We start from the raw sequence: 15,952 nt of genomic DNA, 5'->3' as shown, positions 1-15,952 counted from the left end.
TATACCATTTTTAAGACCATTTGACGACCCTAAAAAAATCTTGGGCTTCTTTTAAACAAAAAAAGAGGTTTCCCCTCTTTTTATGATTTTTTGCAAAAGATAGCCTTTGTTCCATAGGCAACCAGCACAAGTTCAAGTGCTAGGACAACTTCAACCAAGACTGGACTTGTAATCCATCCTACTTGAGCTAGAGATGGTACTAGGTCAAAGAAGGCATGTAGACCATAGGCCGCTAGGAGATAAATCCATTTTTTCTGGCGAACAGCTTGGTAAACCCAAACTGTCAAAAGTAATTGGAAACCTAGAGCCAAAATCCGTTCAAAACCAAGCAAATAAATCTGCCAGACAGACAGCGACTGGATGGTTTTCAACATATTTTCAGACAGCAATTGCATAACCTGTGGATCCTGCGTTTGAACCGCTGAAAGCACGATGTAGAGATTGATCAAACTGGTGATACCGAGGAAAATCAATTCCAGGCCACCATGCCCCAGTCCATAGCCCAAGGCATCTGCCTTTTCCAAGCTTCTCTTTTTCTCCAACCATTTGAAGAAAACAAGACGAGCAGTTTCCTCAAAAAGGGCTGCCATGGCTAGTCCATAGAGGATGTAGAGAAGCGGGTGGTCTTGCAAGAGGGCAATACTGCCGTTTTTTTGAGGGTGCAAAACCAAGATATGCACCAGTTTTTCTAAAATCTGTGAAGAGACAAAGAAGGCGACAGCCCCCAAGCCCAAGACAGCTAGATTGATCTGGTATTTCTTTTTGGCATACCAAATGCTTCCTAGCAAGAAAGCTAGCAAAAGCACCGTGGTAATGATAATATGAGTGGTCATTTTCTTCTCCTATTCTGCCTTTTCAATATCTTTTCTCATCTCGTCAACATTGAACTTAGCAAACAAGTATTGACGATCTTGGACTGGGAAACGTTGATCCAACTGATCAACTGCTCCCACCTCGATAATGCCTTCCTTGATGACAAAGTCCATGACATGTCCACCGAAAGTCAAATCATCTGAGATGAAGTGCAGATGGTAGCCTGCCACACTGACTCCATGGAAAATCTCTGGCGTCCAGAAACCAACGATGGTTCCCACCACATTATCACGACTATATTCCGGTTGATGGGTTGCGACATCAGCAAACTTGGTATCTGGTGTCGACTTGGGAATCATGCGCACATGCATATGTGAAAATTCCCCCCGAATCTTGATAGAGCGGAAAAGATTTTCCCCATCATAATAAGACTCGATTCGTTCTTCCAATTCCTTGTCCGTCATCTCAAAGCGCTGGCGGAAAATGACCTCTGCCTGATGCGGTACCACTGCAGCGTAAGGAATAAGGGCATCTGGTGATACTTCCACAATTTCTGGTTGCTCTCCTGAGCCTTTAGCCTGATAGGCCCTGCCATCCAAGACAATCAATTCTCCATCAATAGAATCCAAGGTTCCCAAACCAAGGTCACCATGCTCTAGCAATTCTCCCACTGTCATGGTACCACCATAAAGGCCTGCCATCAAGGCTCCAAGGGTATTGTATTGAAATAATTTCACTGGTTCCTGCACGTTCTTATCCATTCTCTTTCTTGTCTGTTATTCTATAAATCTTACTCCTAAGTATACCACATTTGCCCCTAGATGTGAACGAGAGAAACACTCTAAACATTGCCAAGAAGGAAAAAAAAAGGTACAATGTAACAAAATCAAGGGAGGTCTGGAATGAAGAAACAAAGCAAGTACCAAGAGGTCGTTTCCTATCTGAAAAATGGTATCGAGTCTGGACGATTTCCGACGGGAAGCCGCCTGCCTTCTATCCGTCAACTGAGCCTTGACTTCCACTGTAGCAAGGACACCATTCAGAGAGCCCTGCTTGAATTACGGCACGAACAATACCTCTATGCCAAGCCCCAGAGTGGCTACTATGTCCTAGAACAAGGGCAACACCAGGACCTAGAAATCGAAGTCACTGACGAACATGCCAGTGCCTATGACGATTTCCGACTCTGCGTCAATGAAACCTTGATTGGCCGGGAAAACTACCTCTTCAACTACTATGACAACCAAGAAGGATTAGAAGACTTAAGACAATCCATTCATAAACTTCTATTTGACCAAGCTCTCTACTGCAAGGCAGACCAGTTGGTATTGACTTCTGGGACCCAACAAGCCTTGTTTATTCTCTCTCAAATATCCTTTCCTAGCCAAGCAAAGGAAATCTTGGTGGAACAGCCGACCTACCATCGGATGAATCGCCTCTTGATTGCTCAGAGCTTAGACTATCAAACGATTGAACGAGGCATTGATGGGATTGACTTAGAGGAGCTGGAGCGACACTTCAAAACAGGAAAGATTAAGTTTTTCTATACTATTCCTCGCTTTCACTATCCCCTAGGCCATTCCTATTCTGAGCAGGACAAACGGGCTATTCTTGACTTAGCTGCCAAGTATGGTGTCTATATCGTAGAGGACGACTATTTGGGGGATTTGGACTCTAAAAAGGGCCAGACCTTCCACTATCTGGATACAGAGGAGCGGGTTATTTACATCAAGTCCTTCTCAACCAGCCTCTTTCCAGCCCTGCGAATTACGGCACTCATCCTTCCAAATGCTATCAAAGAAGCCTTTGTAGCCTACAAAAATATCCTAGACTACGACAGTAACCTCATCATGCAAAAGGCCCTGTCACTCTATATCGATAGTCAATTATTTGAGAAAAATCGTTTAGCTCGCTTGGCCAATCAGGAAGCTTACCAGAAGCAAATCGAGGAAAGGTTAGCTAAATTGACTTGCCCCCTTCCTCACTTTCCTCTTCACGATGGTGTATTGCTAGACCTAAGACGATACCCTAAAATTGCCAGTCTCAAACACAGTCAACTGAGCTTGGAATTCTTTGAAGAGGCCTACTTGGGTGTCTGCCCTTATCAATTTGCCAAAGTGTCCTTAGACAATCTGGAAAATGTTTTAAACTATTTAAAAGCAGAATTGGATTGACTTCCAACTCTGTTTTTTTCTTATTGTTCAACTTCTGTTAGGCTTGCTGCTTTTTCAAGATAGCTTTGGTAAGTTCCTTCATCCTTGAGTTTTTGGATGACCTTATCCACCACTTCTTTCAAATCAGCACTATTTTTTCTAAGGGCAACTGCATTGGCTTCGCCGTCCTTCATCTTCAAGCTGACAGTTGCGACAGCTAAATCTGCATTTTTAGCAGCATAGCTAAGGGCAACAGGCTCATCCATGTGAACAGCATCTACTTTTCCAGCCTGCAATTCATTGACAGCTTCACCCATATTGGTTAGGGAAGTCAATTGAGCTTTTGGCAATTGTTCCTTGACCATTGCTTCTGGAACAGTCCCTTTTTGGGCTGCAATATTAGCACTTTCCAGGCTAGTTAAATCCTTGTATTTTTCTACATCAGCCTTCCGAACCAAGAAACTAATCTTGTTTTCATAGTAAGGGATTGAAAAATCAAAGACTTCTTTTCTCTCGTCAGTAGCGCTAATTCCCGCAACTGCTAGATCTGCCTTCCCAGTTTGAAGACTGGTCAAGACATTGTCAAAACTCATACTTGAAATTTCCAACTTAACCCCAAGTTCATCAGCGATAGCTTGGGCCATATCAATATCCGCACCGACTACCTGATTTTTCCCGTCAACCAAGGCTTGGAATTCAAAGGGTGCATAGTCAGGACTGGTCGCCACAACTAATTTCCCCTTTTGCTTAATGGCCTCAAGAGCTGACTGAGAACCATTCGAACTTGACTGGCAAGCCACTAAGAAGAAACTTGCAAGAAAGCTACATAAAACAAATATCCATTTTTTTAATTTCATAAATAAACAACCTCTCTGTTAATTTTGTATAATTATAACGCTACTCAAGATGTTTGTCAAGTATTTTTTGAATTTTTATCTTAAAAATATTTTTTTCATTCAAAAAAGGAGCTATCAGTTAATTTCAAGCTCCTTTTTATACAGAATGAAACTATTTTATAGTTCGACAATCTTACCTGTTTCAAAGTAAACAACCCATTCACAGATATTTTTGGCATAGTCTCCAATACGTTCCAAGAAAGCAATCACTTGGAAGTAATCACGACCTGTAACGATAGCATCTGGATTTTTCTTGATTTCTTCTGTAGCCAAATCACGAATGCTATCAAAATAATGGTTGATTTTTTCGTCCATTGCTGCTACTTCATAGGCCTGGTCCACTGAACCATTCAGATAGAGTTCAAGGGCTGCTTCGACGAAATTCTTAACATCGCGACCCATCCTCTTGATTTCTTCTTCAACAGCTGGAATACGTTGTTCTCCCTTCATACGAATTGCTGCTTTTGCAATGGAAACAGCATGGTCTCCCATACGTTCCAAGTCAGATACCGCTTTTAAGACTGTTAGAACTGTACGCAAGTCTTGAGAAACGGGTTGTTGAAGGGCAATCATTTCAAATGATTTCTTCTCCAATTTCACTTCGTATTCGTTTACTTCTGCATCGTCTTCGATGACTTCCTTGGCCAAATCACGGTCATGCGTAACAAAGGCACGCACTGTACGATTGATTTGTGAGAGCACTTCTTGTCCCATGGCGTAGAACTGGTTGTGCAATTTCTCTAAATCTTCCTCAAATTGAGAACGTAACATCATTTATCTCCTTATCCAAATTTTCCTGAAATATAATCTTCTGTTTCCTTATGTTGTGGGTTGAGGAACATCTTCTTAGTATCGTTAAACTCAATCAAATCTCCATCTAGGAAAAATCCTGTCTTGTCAGAAATACGAGAAGCTTGTTGCATAGAACGCGTAACCAAGAGCATGGTATATTTATCTTTTAGACCATACAAGGTTTCCTCAATCTTACCAGCCGAGATAGGGTCCAAGGCTGAAGTCGGCTCATCCAAGAGAATGATTTTAGGACTGGTTGCCAAGACACGGGCAACACAGACACGTTGCTGTTGTCCACCTGAAAGCCCGATAGCCGAATCATGCAGGCGATCCTTGACCTCATCCCAGATAGAAGCTCGTTGCAAGGCTTTTTCTACCGCTTCATCCAGAACGTGCTTGTCCTTCACTCCATTGATACGAAGCCCATAAACAACATTTTCGTAGATAGACATAGGGAAAGGGTTCGGTTGTTGGAAAACCATACCGATTTCCTTTCGCAATTCAACTGTATCTGTACGCGGACTGTAGATGTTGTGGCCGTTGTAAACCACCGAACCAGTTGTGGTCACCTCAGGATTGAGGTCCCCCATGCGGTTGATTGCTTTGAGAAGGGTTGACTTCCCTGATCCAGATGGACCAATCAAGGCTGTAATTTCCTTAGGTTGGAAAGATAGGGAAACACTATTCAAGGCCTTTTTTTGATTGTAGTAAACGGACAGGTCTGACACCTGTAAAATCGCTTCTGTCATACTGTTTCCTTTCTATCCAAAGTGTCCTGTTACGTAGTCATTGGTTGACTGTAGTTTGGCATTTTGGAAAATATTAGAGGTCTTATCGTACTCGATCAAGTCACCCAAGTAGAAAAATCCTGTGTAGTCACTAGCACGCGCAGCCTGCTGCATACTGTGAGTCACGATGATGATGGTAAAGTCCTTCTTCAATTCCAACATAGTTTCTTCCAGCTGGGCTGTTGCAATCGGATCCAAGGCTGACGCTGGTTCATCCATCAAGAGGATATCTGGTTTAACAGAGATAGCACGAGCGATACAGAGACGTTGCTGCTGACCACCTGATAGGGTCAAGGCTGACTTGTGCAAATCGTCTTTGACCTGGTCCCAAAGGGCAGCTTGACGAAGAGAGGTTTCCACAATTTTATCCAAGACTTGCTTGTCCTTAACCCCTGCACGTTCATGGGCAAAAGTGGTGTTGCGGTAGATAGACTTGGCAAAGGGATTTGGTCGTTGGAAGACCATTCCGATGTGCTTACGCATCTCATAGACGTTAATTTCTGGACGGTTGACATCAATCCCTTGATAGAGGATTTGACCTGTGACCTTAGCAATATCAATGGTATCATTCATACGGTTGAGACTGCGGAGGTAGGTTGATTTCCCTGATCCAGATGGGCCAATTAAGGCTGTAATTTTATTTTTTTCAAATTGCATATCGATGCCCTTGATGGATTCTTTTTTACCGTAGTAAACATGTAAATCCTTAGTAGAGAGGGCCACTTTCTCTTCAGGAAAGGTGATGATATGCTTTTCATCCCAATTATATTTTGACATGGCTTCTCCTTTAGGCAGCGGTTAATTTCTTATGTAGGTAGCTTCCGAGTTTGCGGGCTCCAAAGTTAAAGATGAGGATAAAGATGAGGAGCACGGCTGCAGAACCTGCTGATACGATGGTTCCATCTGGAATGGTTCCTTCGCTATTGACTTTCCAGATGTGGACAGCCAAGGTTTCTGCTTGACGGAAGATAGAGATTGGGCTGGTCACACTAAGAATATTCCAGTTAGACCAGTCAAGGGCTGGAGCGGATTGCCCTGCTGTATAGATGAGAGCTGCCGCCTCACCAAAGATACGACCAGAGGCCAAGACAACCCCAGTTACAATCCCTGGAAGGGCTTCTGGAATAACCACATGGACCACAGTCTCCCAGCGAGAAATCCCAAGGGCCAAACCAGCCTCACGTTGCGTATGGTGAACGTGTTTCAAGCTGTCCTCAACATTACGAGTCATCTGAGGCAGGTTAAAGACTGTCAAGGCCAAGGCACCTGAGATGATTGAAAATCCGTACTCAAACTGAACTACAAAGATCAAGTAACCAAAGAGACCTACAACCACTGATGGTAGAGAAGACAAGATTTCAATACAGGTTCTGACAAAGTTGGTCACAGGACCTTTTTTGGCATATTCAGCTAGGAAAATCCCAGCTCCCATAGACAAGGGCACAGAAATAATCAAGGTAATGACCAGAAGGAAGAAGGAATTATAGAGCTGAATTCCAATCCCTCCACCTGCTTGGTAAGAAGAGGATTTGCCAGTCAAGAAAGACCAAGAGATGTGGGGCAAACCACGAACCAAGATATAAAGAATCAAGGATGCCAAGATGGCAACGATAATTCCTGCAATTGAGTAGAGGACAGCTGTTGCAATTTTATCTAATTTCTTAGCGTGCATAGTTTTTCTTTCCTCTTTCTTTCGTAATCAATTTAATCACACTATTGAAGGCCAAACTCATCAAGAGCAAGACTAAGGCCAAGGACCAAAGTACGTTATTATCAACTGTACCCATGACGGTATTTCCGATACCCATGGTCAAGACAGAGGTCAAGGTCGCAGCAGGTGTTGTTAGTGAAGTTGGGACAACGGCTGAGTTTCCGACCACCATCTGAATAGCCAAAGCCTCACCAAAGGCACGCGCCATCCCAAAGACCACTGCTGTAAAAATACCTGAACGCGCTGCCTTCAAGGTCACGCGCCAGATGGTTTGCCAGCGAGTTGCCCCCATAGCCAAACTAGCTTCACGGTAGTGACGAGGCACCGCACGCAAACTATCGGTTGTCATAAAGGTTACCGTCGGTAAAATCATGACAAAGAGAACGAAAATCCCTGACAAAATCCCAAAACCAGTTCCACCAAAGACACTACGGACAAAAGGAACTACGACCTGCAAACCAATAAATCCATACACAACTGAAGGAATCCCGACAAGCAATTCAATGGCTGGTTGCAAGATTCTAGCACCTTTTGGTGAGACCTCTGTCATAAAGACAGCTGCTCCAATGGCAAAAGGAGTTGCGATAAGGGCTGACAGGATTGTGACAATAAAGGAACCCAAAATCATTGGAAGGGCACCAAATTGTTTACCTGAAGGATTCCATGTTTGACCAAATAGGAAATCAAAGATATTAACTCCATTGACAAAGAAGGTCGACAAGCCTTTTTGGGCTACGAAAATCAAAATCATAGCCACAATAATGACAATCAAAGACAGACAGGCAAAGGTCAAACCTTTTCCTAGTTTCTCTAAACGAGAGTTCTTTGAGGGAGAAAGTAATTTTTTAGCTAATTCTTCTTGATTCATTATTGACTCCCTTCTAGTGCTGTCACCGTTCCCACAGCATCTTTTTCAACCTTCATTTCCTTAACAGAAATATAGCCCATTCCCTTAACGATTCCACTTTGCGCTTCATCTGATAAGACAAAGTTGAGGAATTCTGCCACCAATTCGTTTGGTTGACCTAGGGTGTACATGTGCTCATAAGACCACAAAGGCCAGTTATTGGTCGTAACATTTTCTGCAATCGGCTCATAGCCATTCAACTTCATGCGTTTCACCGAGTCATCCACATAGGCAAAGGCTAGGTAAGAAATGGCTCCTGGTGTCTGGGAAACAATGTTTTTGACCATCCCATTTGAATCCTGTTCTTGACTCTGCACAGCAGATTGACCATCCATGATAACACTATCAAAGGTTGCACGCGAACCAGAACTTGCCGCACGGTTGATAATGGAAATGGCTAGGTCTTTCCCACCGACTTCTTTCCAGTTGGTTACTTGACCTGTGAAGATGCTACGGAGTTGTTCTGTTGTCAGATTTTCAACGTCAACTTCCTTGTTCACAATTACTGCCAAGCCTGCTACGGCTACCTTATGGTCCACTAGAGCGGATGCGTTGATACCGTCTTTTTCCTCGGCAAATACGTCTGAATTTCCTACATCAACGGCTCCAGACTGAACCTGAGACAGACCTGTACCAGATCCTCCACCTTGAACGTTGACTGTTTTTCCAACGTGCATAGAACCAAATTCATCTGCTGCTGCTTCGACCAAGGGCTGAAGAGCCGTTGAGCCAACAGCTGTCATGGATTCCCCACGATCAATCCAGCTAGCACATCCCGCCAAAGAACCTGCTAGCAAAAGAGCCGCAAGGGATAGAGCGAGTTTTTTCCTTTTTTTCACTGTTTTTCTCCTTGAAAATAATGGTGAATGCTGTGAATTTTTTCAACTATTTATTTATGTTTTTCTTTTTTAAAATTGGGAGCCAACTGACGTTGCTAGCTTGGTTTTACTAGAAATTTGCTCAGTTGCCTTCTCCACTAATTTTGACTTAAAATGAAAGACAATTTGAAAAAAATCCATACTTCCACTATAACATAGACAAGCTACTTTGACTAGCATTTTCACTTGAATCTGAGGCCTTTTGGAAAATAATTTTTCAAAACATTTCCAGTCACCTTAGCAAAGCCCAAACCATTGCCTTGAACCAAAACTTGATACCAACCATTTGGCAGACTTTCCGCCAGCTGAACGGTTTCTCCAGCCACATACTTTACAAACCCTTCTTGGTCAATTTCAACCGACTGTTTGACCTGACTCGGTTTCAAGGCTAGACCAAGAGCAAAACTAGGCTCAAAGCGTTTCTTCTTAAAAGTACCCAGATGCAGTCCATTGCGAGCAATCTTGAGTTTCCCTAAATCTGGCAAAAGTTCTGGTAAGATATAAAGCTGATCTCCAAATGTCTGCAAAATACCCGGTAGATTAACCTTCAAATGGTTTTGTGCAAATTCCTGCCACAAGGCAACTTGCTCACGGCTGAGATTGCTCTTACTTGCCTTAAATTTAGGTGCTGGATTGTCACCTTTAAATTGTAAATGAGCGACAAACTGCCCCTCTCCCTTAAAATGATGAGGGTACATCCGAGCTGTTTCTGGCAGATCAATACCAGCTACCATTCCATTGATATGCTCAACTGGTAGCAAGTCAAAATCATACTCTTCCAGTAGCCAATTGACGATCTCTTCGTTTTCCTCGGGTGCCCAAGTACAGGTTGAATAAACCAAACGACCACCTTCTGCAAGCATGGTCACTGCATCTACTAGAATTTCTCTTTGCAAACTAGCACATTGACTTGGATAATCTAAGCTCCAATAGTCCATAGCATCTGGTTGCTTACGAAACATCCCTTCACCAGAGCAAGGGGCATCAAGGACAATCAGGTCAAAATAGCCTTTAAAAACCTTGGCCAAGCGGTCGGCAGATTCATTGGTCACCACGACATTTGTCGCTCCAAAGCGCTCCATGTTTTCTACTAAAATCTTAGCCCGTTTGCTTGAAATTTCATTGGAAACCAGGAGACCCTCCCCTGCTAGATAGGCTGCTAGTTGAGTGGATTTGCCACCCGGTGCAGCGGCCAAATCCAAGATCTTCATACTAGGACTGGGCTGGGCTACCTGAGCAACCATCTGAGCAGCAGGTTCTTGCGAATAAACCAAACCAGTAGCATGCTCAGGAGATTTTCCTGAAACCTTCCCATAGTGTCCCCAAGGGGTTTGAGGAATAGGATCAGAAAATGAAGCTTGGGCTTCTTTTAAAGGATTGACCCGAAAGGCCGAAACCGCTTCCTCCTCAAAAGAGGCAAGAAAATCTCTTGCCTCATCTCCTAGTATCTCTTCATATTTTTCAACAAATCCTTCTGGAAATTGCATTTAAGTTCTTTTCCTTTCGTAAATATAGGACTGAATTTCCTCCTGCATCTCAAGAGGCACCATCATGACCGGCTGTCTGGTTTGAAAATCAGGAGCTTCACCAGAAAGGGTCACCACCCGATAGCCCAGATTTTCCCCTAAAATACTAGCTGCGGCATAATCCCATGGTTGCAGATAAGTGACATAGGTCAATAAACGTCCTGACAAAATCTTGGCAAAACTAATGGCCGCACTCCCATAGACACGAACACCGAGAACCGCTCGACTCAAATCAGCCAGTCCCCATTCATTGGTTTCCAACATACCACTATTTCCTGCAATGAGAAAATCTCCAAGTGGTTTTGCTTGAAAGGGAGCTAGGGGCTTATCATTTAGATAAACAGGAAAGGCTCCACCACCGTGATAACAATCCCCTTTGACCACATCATAAATCAGGCCAAACTGTCCCTGACCATTTTCAAAATAAGCCATCATAACAGCAAAATCTTCCTGCTGGGCGACAAAGTTATTGGTACCATCAATGGGATCAATGACCCAAACCTTGCCCTCTTGAACCGAGGCTCTCAGACAACCTTCTTCAGCACAAATCTTATCCTTAGGATAACGGGACAAAATCTCACTAACCAAAAGTTCCTGAACTTCCTTGTCCAGTCTGGTCACCAAATCCGTTGGAGAGGACTTGGTTTCAACACACAAGTCTTCCTGCATATGGTCAAGGATGTACTGACCTGCTTTCTTAACAAGCTCTTTAGCAAATTCAAATTTACTTTCCAAGAGAAATCTTTCCTTCCCCTTTTTCCTTGGCAGCCTGAACTGCTCGGTAAAGCGAATAGCCACTAACTGTTTCAAATTCTCGTCCCAAACGTTTTTCTTCACTCTTGCTTGGCACGACAGACTTGAATCCCTTATAGGAGTCCAGTAACTTTTTAGCTTCTACCTTGCCTTCATAGGCAGCTTCAACATCATTAAAAAAAGAAAGCACTGAAGCAAGTTCTTCAGTGCTCCACGACAAATCTAGTGGGTAACTATACTGTTTGTTCATTAACTAATACCAGCTCTCATTCTTGCTTCTTTTAGTTCTTGCTTACGGTAACTACGAGGGAGAAAAGCACGAATCTCATCTTCATTAAAACCGATTTGCATGCGTTTGGCATCAATAATAATTGGACGACGTAAAAGACTAGGGTACTGCTCAATCAAATGAAGCAATTCCGATACCGAAATACTCTCTACATCAATATTCAATTTTTGAAAAATTTTTGAACGAGTTGAAATGATGTCATCAGTACCATTTTCGGTCAAGGAAAGGATATGTTGCAATTCTTTTCTTGTTAAAGGACTGGTCATAATATTGTGTTCCACAAAGGGAACCTTATGTTTTTCTAACCAGGCCTTAGCCTTACGACATGATGTACAGCTCGGTGATAGAAATAGTGTAATCATGCTTTTCTCTTCTTATCTATACTTTGCTATTTCTATTATACACAAAAATAAAGCGCTTGACTAGCGATTTTTTAAAAAAAGCCTATTTTTCAAGAAAAATAGACTGTTCGCAAACGATTGACACAATTGGATTTGGTTAATTCACTCTTAACGATGGTTTCAAATGATATACAATTTTATATATACAAATTAAAAACGTCTTTCGTTTTACTTCCTACGACTTTTCAGGTACAGAAAACCAAAGAAGCTTTCATAGAGGGCGAAAAAGAGGAGGAAGGCATGAAGGAAGAAGGTCTCTGGCAAAATCAGAATCACTGGATCCTTAGCTGGGTCAAAAAGCCAGGTATCATCTCCCACAAAGAGAAGTTGATGGAAAAGAGTAAAGAATTGGTCAAACCCAATCAAAACTCCCCCAAGCCCAATCAGCAAAGGTAAGACTACTAAAGCCAGAAAATTTTTACGATAGAGAGACAAGAATCCCTTTTTCACAATTCCTTTGACAAAGAAATAGAAACTTGGCAGTGTCACTAAGGCTACTAGCTGAGCCAAGTGAAAGAGGTTTTTGACCACCGCAAAATGGTGTAGCCCAGCTGCTGACGAACGAAAATCTGGCATCTCTAGGATCTGACTAAAAGGATTGGTCAGGTAATTCATCAAGATCTGAAAGTTGTACTGAATGGTTTCTGGTTTTAGATAAACCCGATTCGTTAGGTGCAGCCACTGAATCTCCATAGGATAGAAGACCCAAGTCAGATAAATAGTCAGAAGGATTGACAGGGAGAGGAGAAAGAGCATAGAGCCCCAAAAAGTCAGTTTAGTTTTCATCAAAATCCCACTCCGCAAGGCTAGAAACCACATGAGTCGGTGCGATTGGCAGGTCTGCTACTTCTTCTTCCTTGGTAAAACCTGTCGTCACCAAGAGCGTTGGAATGCCATTGTCAATTCCTGCTCGAATATCAGTCAGGTAATTGTCCCCAACCATGATTAATTCTTCGCGTTCCAAACCTAAGTGCTCAACCGCCTTGTCCATAATAATAGCATTTGGTTTCCCGATATAAACAGGATTCACTCGTGTTGCTACTTCAAGAAGCGTAATCAGTGAACCAGCACCTGGCAAAAGACCCCGTTCTGTCGGGATATTGAGGTCAGGATTGGTTCCGATAAAGTGGGCGCCCTTTTGAATCGCAAGAGTTGCTGTGGCAAATTTTTCATAGTCTACTTGCCAGTCCAGGCCTACTACCACATAGGCAGGATTTTCCTTGTCTTCCACATAACCAGCCGCCTTGATGGCTTCCTTGAGCCCTGCTTCTCCGATGACATAGACCGTCTTTTCCAGTCCCAAGTCATTCATGTAGTCGATGGTGGCCAAAGTCGCTGTATAGACAGTCGATAGGGGCGTATCAATATTAAAATTCTGAGCCAACATCTCTTGAACACTCTCTGGAGTGCGGGTTGTATTGTTAGTCACAAAGAGATAGGGAATGTCCCGCTTTTGCAATTCATGAACAAAAGCCTCTCCTGCTGGAATTCTATCTTTCCCCTTATAAATAGTTCCATCTAGATCAATTAAATAGCCTTTATATTTCATCTATTTCTCCCTAATCCTTTTCTAATTCTTGCCAAGTAATAATAGTCTGTGCATTGGTAACACCGTCGCTTGTAATCTCATGCTTGCTTTCGAGTCCACTCCGCTCAACAGCCGATGTAATCACCCCACCTGGTCGAACTTCCTTGACATACTTGAGATTGATTTTCTTGGGAATATATTGGGTCAAAAAATCTGCTCCCATGACCTCAAAAATCCAGTCCAGGTATTTACTGTTATTAACATGACCATTCATATCCAAATCGTAAAAACGGACATGGTAATCCTTGCTAATTGGATTTTCCAAGCTTTGATATTTAGGTCCTCGAAGCAATTTTTTGGAAAACTCAGATTGGTAAGGAGCCACAATCTCAGGTTCAACAGCATGGACTTTTCGACTGTCTCGGTCCATGAGAACAAAGGTAGTCATCATGTGGATGAGCTCCTGCCCCGCTTCATCATAAATGGTAAAGCGACGGTAGCAAAAAAGTCGATTGTAGCTCAAAACTTCTGTTTCGATGGTAATTTCTTCCCCAAAACGAGGTAAACGAATCACCTCAATATCATATCCTGCGATGATCCAGACTAAATTATAGTTTTCTAAAATAGTCTTATCACCGACTCCTAGTTCAATAGACTGCATCCCTGAAACTTGTAGTGATAGCAAAACCACATCTGGAAGTTTAATATGACCGTTCATATCAGCCATATCAAAAGGAATTTTCATTTTCATTTGATAAGTTAAGCCCATGATCCTACTCCAAAATAAATCGTTCTGCTACGGTGTCTCCCAAAAAGAGACCTCTCTTTGTCATGCGCACTCGGTCACCCTCTATTTGCATGAGACCTTTTTGAACCAAGTCTCTGACGATTTCGCCATATAGTTCATCAAAAGACCGGCCAAATTTTTCCTCAAATCGCGCCATGGAAACCCCTGATTTCTTGCGAAGTCCCAAGAACATTTCTTCTTCCATTTGCTCTTTTTGACTCAGGTGCTCTTCTGTAATACGTGCGTTGCCTTCCTCAACTGCACTCAGATAATGACGAATGGGACCATGGTTTTTATAGCGAACACCATTGACATAACCAGATGCTCCAGCACCAATGCCATAGTATTCAGCATTGTCCCAGTACATGAGATTGTGACGACTTTCAAAACCGATTTTGGAGAAATTGGAAATCTCATAATGCTCAAAACCTGCTCGCTCCAGCTCTGCGATGATGTACTCAAACATTTCCGCTTCTAGTTCCTCCTTAGGCAGAGGCAATTTCCCACGTCGCATCCGGTTCATAAAGACCGTATGGTTTTCTAAAATCAAACTATACAAACTCATATGGGGAATATCCAGCCCAATGGCCTTAGCCACATTTTCCTTGACTTGCTCCATGGTCTGGCCAGGTAGCGCATAAATCAAATCGATAGAGATATTGTCAAAACCAGCCAGTTTCAGACGGTCGATATTTTCATAAATATCTTTCTCTAAATGACTGCGCCCAATCTTTTTCAACATTTTGTTATCAAAAGTTTGCACACCTAGTGAAACACGATTGACAGCCGAGTTCTTCAAAACAGCAATCTTATCCGCATCCAAGTCGCCTGGATTGGCTTCAATGGTCAACTCCTCCAAGACAGACAAGTCCAAGTTTTCAGTCAATCCCTTCAATAACACCTCTAGTTGTGACGCTGACAGGGCTGTCGGTGTACCACCACCGATATAGAGGGTTCTCAACCTTTGAATATCATAAGATTGAAACTCTTCTAACAGATGCTCCAAATAGCTATCTACCGGCTGATTTTTGATGAAAACCTTTGAAAAGTCACAATAATAACAAATCTGGGTACAAAATGGGATGTGCACATAGGCTGATGTTGGTTTTTTCTGCATAGTCTTATTATACCACAAAAAGCGAACAATACTTAGAATTCCGTTTAACAAAATCCTAGCATTGTTCGCTTTCTTTATCTAATCATTCTTTGTATTTTATGGATAACACAACTATCAGAATCAATCTAGTTCGTTGTTAAAACACAAAAGAATGAATGTTCATCTGACTAAATTTTTAGTCTTCTTTTTTCTTGCGAGCTACAAGTCCAAATCCACTCAATAGTCCAAGAAGTCCTAGAGATGCAAGAGCAGCATTTGATTCTGTTCCTGTATTTGGCAATACATTTTGAGAATCATTTGACTTAGCTCCATTATCAACAGTAGTCTTAGTATCTACCTGATCTGCATTTGGAGTTGGAGTAGCTGGTGCTGGTTTATCTTGACCAGAATTTCCATTAGTATCAGGTTTGACTGGCATATCAGGTGTCACTGGTGCAACTGGATTTGTATCTGTTGGTGTTGATGGTGTGACTTTACCTGGTGTTGTTACATCAGGAACTTCAACTGTTGGTTGACCTGGTTCTGTAATCTTAGCTGTACCTGGAACCTTACCTTCTGGTAATTCACTGTTTGGTACTTTACCTTTACCGTCTTCACCGATTGTTACTGTGAT

Annotated in this window: 19 protein-coding genes; 1 reads left to right on the top strand and 18 read right to left on the bottom strand. The window is 42.5% G+C overall.

The features are described from left to right. Positions 1–80: 80 nt before the first annotated feature. The gene (locus FJR77_RS05460; RefSeq protein ID WP_140833717.1) at positions 81–833 is read right to left on the bottom strand and encodes a YhfC family intramembrane metalloprotease; all 753 of its coding nucleotides are present in this window, start codon (positions 831–833) and stop codon (positions 81–83) included. A 9-nt stretch (positions 834–842) separates the two neighbouring features. Further along, a complete protein-coding gene (budA, locus tag FJR77_RS05455; protein WP_140833718.1) occupies positions 843–1,574 on the bottom strand; it encodes an acetolactate decarboxylase in 732 nt (243 codons plus the stop codon). A 141-nt stretch (positions 1,575–1,715) separates the two neighbouring features. Here budA and FJR77_RS05450 point away from each other — a divergent pair, with 141 nt between their 5' ends. Continuing rightward, positions 1,716–2,987, top strand: a complete 1,272-nt coding sequence (locus FJR77_RS05450) for an aminotransferase-like domain-containing protein (RefSeq protein ID WP_140833719.1) — start codon at positions 1,716–1,718, stop codon at positions 2,985–2,987. Positions 2,988–3,007: 20 nt separating this feature from the next. Here FJR77_RS05450 and FJR77_RS05445 read toward each other — a convergent pair whose 3' ends face one another. The 16 genes from FJR77_RS05445 to FJR77_RS10300 form a co-directional block, all read right to left on the bottom strand. Then, entirely contained in the window at positions 3,008–3,823 is an 816-nt protein-coding gene (locus FJR77_RS05445; protein WP_140833721.1) for an ABC transporter substrate-binding protein, read from the bottom strand. A gap of 156 nt (positions 3,824–3,979) precedes the next feature. Continuing rightward, positions 3,980–4,633, bottom strand: a complete 654-nt coding sequence (gene phoU, locus FJR77_RS05440) for a phosphate signaling complex protein PhoU (protein ID WP_000946458.1) — start codon at positions 4,631–4,633, stop codon at positions 3,980–3,982. Between the two features lie 11 nt (positions 4,634–4,644). Next, positions 4,645–5,403, bottom strand: coding sequence for a phosphate ABC transporter ATP-binding protein PstB (gene pstB, locus FJR77_RS05435; protein WP_000133481.1), 759 nt, complete (start codon positions 5,401–5,403; stop codon positions 4,645–4,647). Between the two features lie 12 nt (positions 5,404–5,415). Then, complete coding sequence (pstB, locus tag FJR77_RS05430) at positions 5,416–6,219, bottom strand: phosphate ABC transporter ATP-binding protein PstB (protein ID WP_140860069.1); 804 nt, start codon at positions 6,217–6,219, stop codon at positions 5,416–5,418. Positions 6,220–6,229: 10 nt separating this feature from the next. Continuing rightward, positions 6,230–7,114 (bottom strand): phosphate ABC transporter permease PstA, encoded by an 885-nt coding sequence (gene pstA, locus FJR77_RS05425; protein ID WP_000543046.1) that lies wholly within the window; start codon positions 7,112–7,114, stop codon positions 6,230–6,232. Further along, positions 7,104–8,021 (bottom strand): phosphate ABC transporter permease subunit PstC, encoded by a 918-nt coding sequence (pstC, locus tag FJR77_RS05420; protein WP_001070903.1) that lies wholly within the window; start codon positions 8,019–8,021, stop codon positions 7,104–7,106. Before pstC ends, pstA begins: the two co-directional genes overlap by 11 nt. Then, the gene (locus tag FJR77_RS05415; RefSeq protein ID WP_000746329.1) at positions 8,021–8,899 is read right to left on the bottom strand and encodes a phosphate ABC transporter substrate-binding protein PstS family protein; all 879 of its coding nucleotides are present in this window, start codon (positions 8,897–8,899) and stop codon (positions 8,021–8,023) included. The genes pstC and FJR77_RS05415 overlap by 1 nt, the downstream gene beginning before the upstream one ends. A gap of 221 nt (positions 8,900–9,120) precedes the next feature. After that, on the bottom strand, positions 9,121–10,425 hold the full coding sequence (locus FJR77_RS05410) for an RsmF rRNA methyltransferase first C-terminal domain-containing protein (RefSeq protein WP_140833722.1): 1,305 nt from the start codon (positions 10,423–10,425) through the stop codon (positions 9,121–9,123). Beyond that, positions 10,426–11,199 (bottom strand): inositol monophosphatase family protein, encoded by a 774-nt coding sequence (locus FJR77_RS05405; protein WP_140833723.1) that lies wholly within the window; start codon positions 11,197–11,199, stop codon positions 10,426–10,428. Further along, the gene (locus FJR77_RS05400) at positions 11,189–11,467 is read right to left on the bottom strand and encodes a UPF0223 family protein (RefSeq protein ID WP_001041979.1); all 279 of its coding nucleotides are present in this window, start codon (positions 11,465–11,467) and stop codon (positions 11,189–11,191) included. The genes FJR77_RS05405 and FJR77_RS05400 overlap by 11 nt, the downstream gene beginning before the upstream one ends. Next, entirely contained in the window at positions 11,467–11,868 is a 402-nt protein-coding gene (locus FJR77_RS05395; protein ID WP_000631259.1) for a Spx/MgsR family RNA polymerase-binding regulatory protein, read from the bottom strand. The genes FJR77_RS05400 and FJR77_RS05395 overlap by 1 nt, the downstream gene beginning before the upstream one ends. A 207-nt stretch (positions 11,869–12,075) precedes the next feature. After that, positions 12,076–12,693 (bottom strand): TIGR01906 family membrane protein, encoded by a 618-nt coding sequence (locus FJR77_RS05390; RefSeq protein WP_140833724.1) that lies wholly within the window; start codon positions 12,691–12,693, stop codon positions 12,076–12,078. Continuing rightward, positions 12,683–13,456 carry a TIGR01457 family HAD-type hydrolase gene (locus FJR77_RS05385; RefSeq protein ID WP_140833725.1) on the bottom strand — a complete coding sequence of 258 codons (774 nt, stop codon included), beginning with the start codon at positions 13,454–13,456 and terminating at the stop codon, positions 12,683–12,685. Before FJR77_RS05385 ends, FJR77_RS05390 begins: the two co-directional genes overlap by 11 nt. A 10-nt stretch (positions 13,457–13,466) precedes the next feature. Continuing rightward, positions 13,467–14,204, bottom strand: coding sequence for an acyl-[acyl-carrier-protein] thioesterase (locus FJR77_RS05380; protein WP_140833727.1), 738 nt, complete (start codon positions 14,202–14,204; stop codon positions 13,467–13,469). A 4-nt stretch (positions 14,205–14,208) separates the two neighbouring features. Beyond that, entirely contained in the window at positions 14,209–15,339 is a 1,131-nt protein-coding gene (gene hemW / locus FJR77_RS05375; RefSeq protein WP_140833728.1) for a radical SAM family heme chaperone HemW, read from the bottom strand. Positions 15,340–15,514: 175 nt separating this feature from the next. Beyond that, positions 15,515–15,952, bottom strand: a 438-nt coding sequence (locus FJR77_RS10300) for an LPXTG cell wall anchor domain-containing protein (protein WP_235888716.1), incomplete at its 5' end; no start/stop codon positions are given.

Source organism: Streptococcus shenyangsis, assembly GCF_006385785.1.
In the GTDB taxonomy this organism is placed as follows: Bacteria; Bacillota; Bacilli; order Lactobacillales; family Streptococcaceae; genus Streptococcus; species Streptococcus shenyangsis.
Note: the sequence above shows the minus strand (reverse complement) of the source record. Positions and strands in the feature narration are given on the sequence as shown.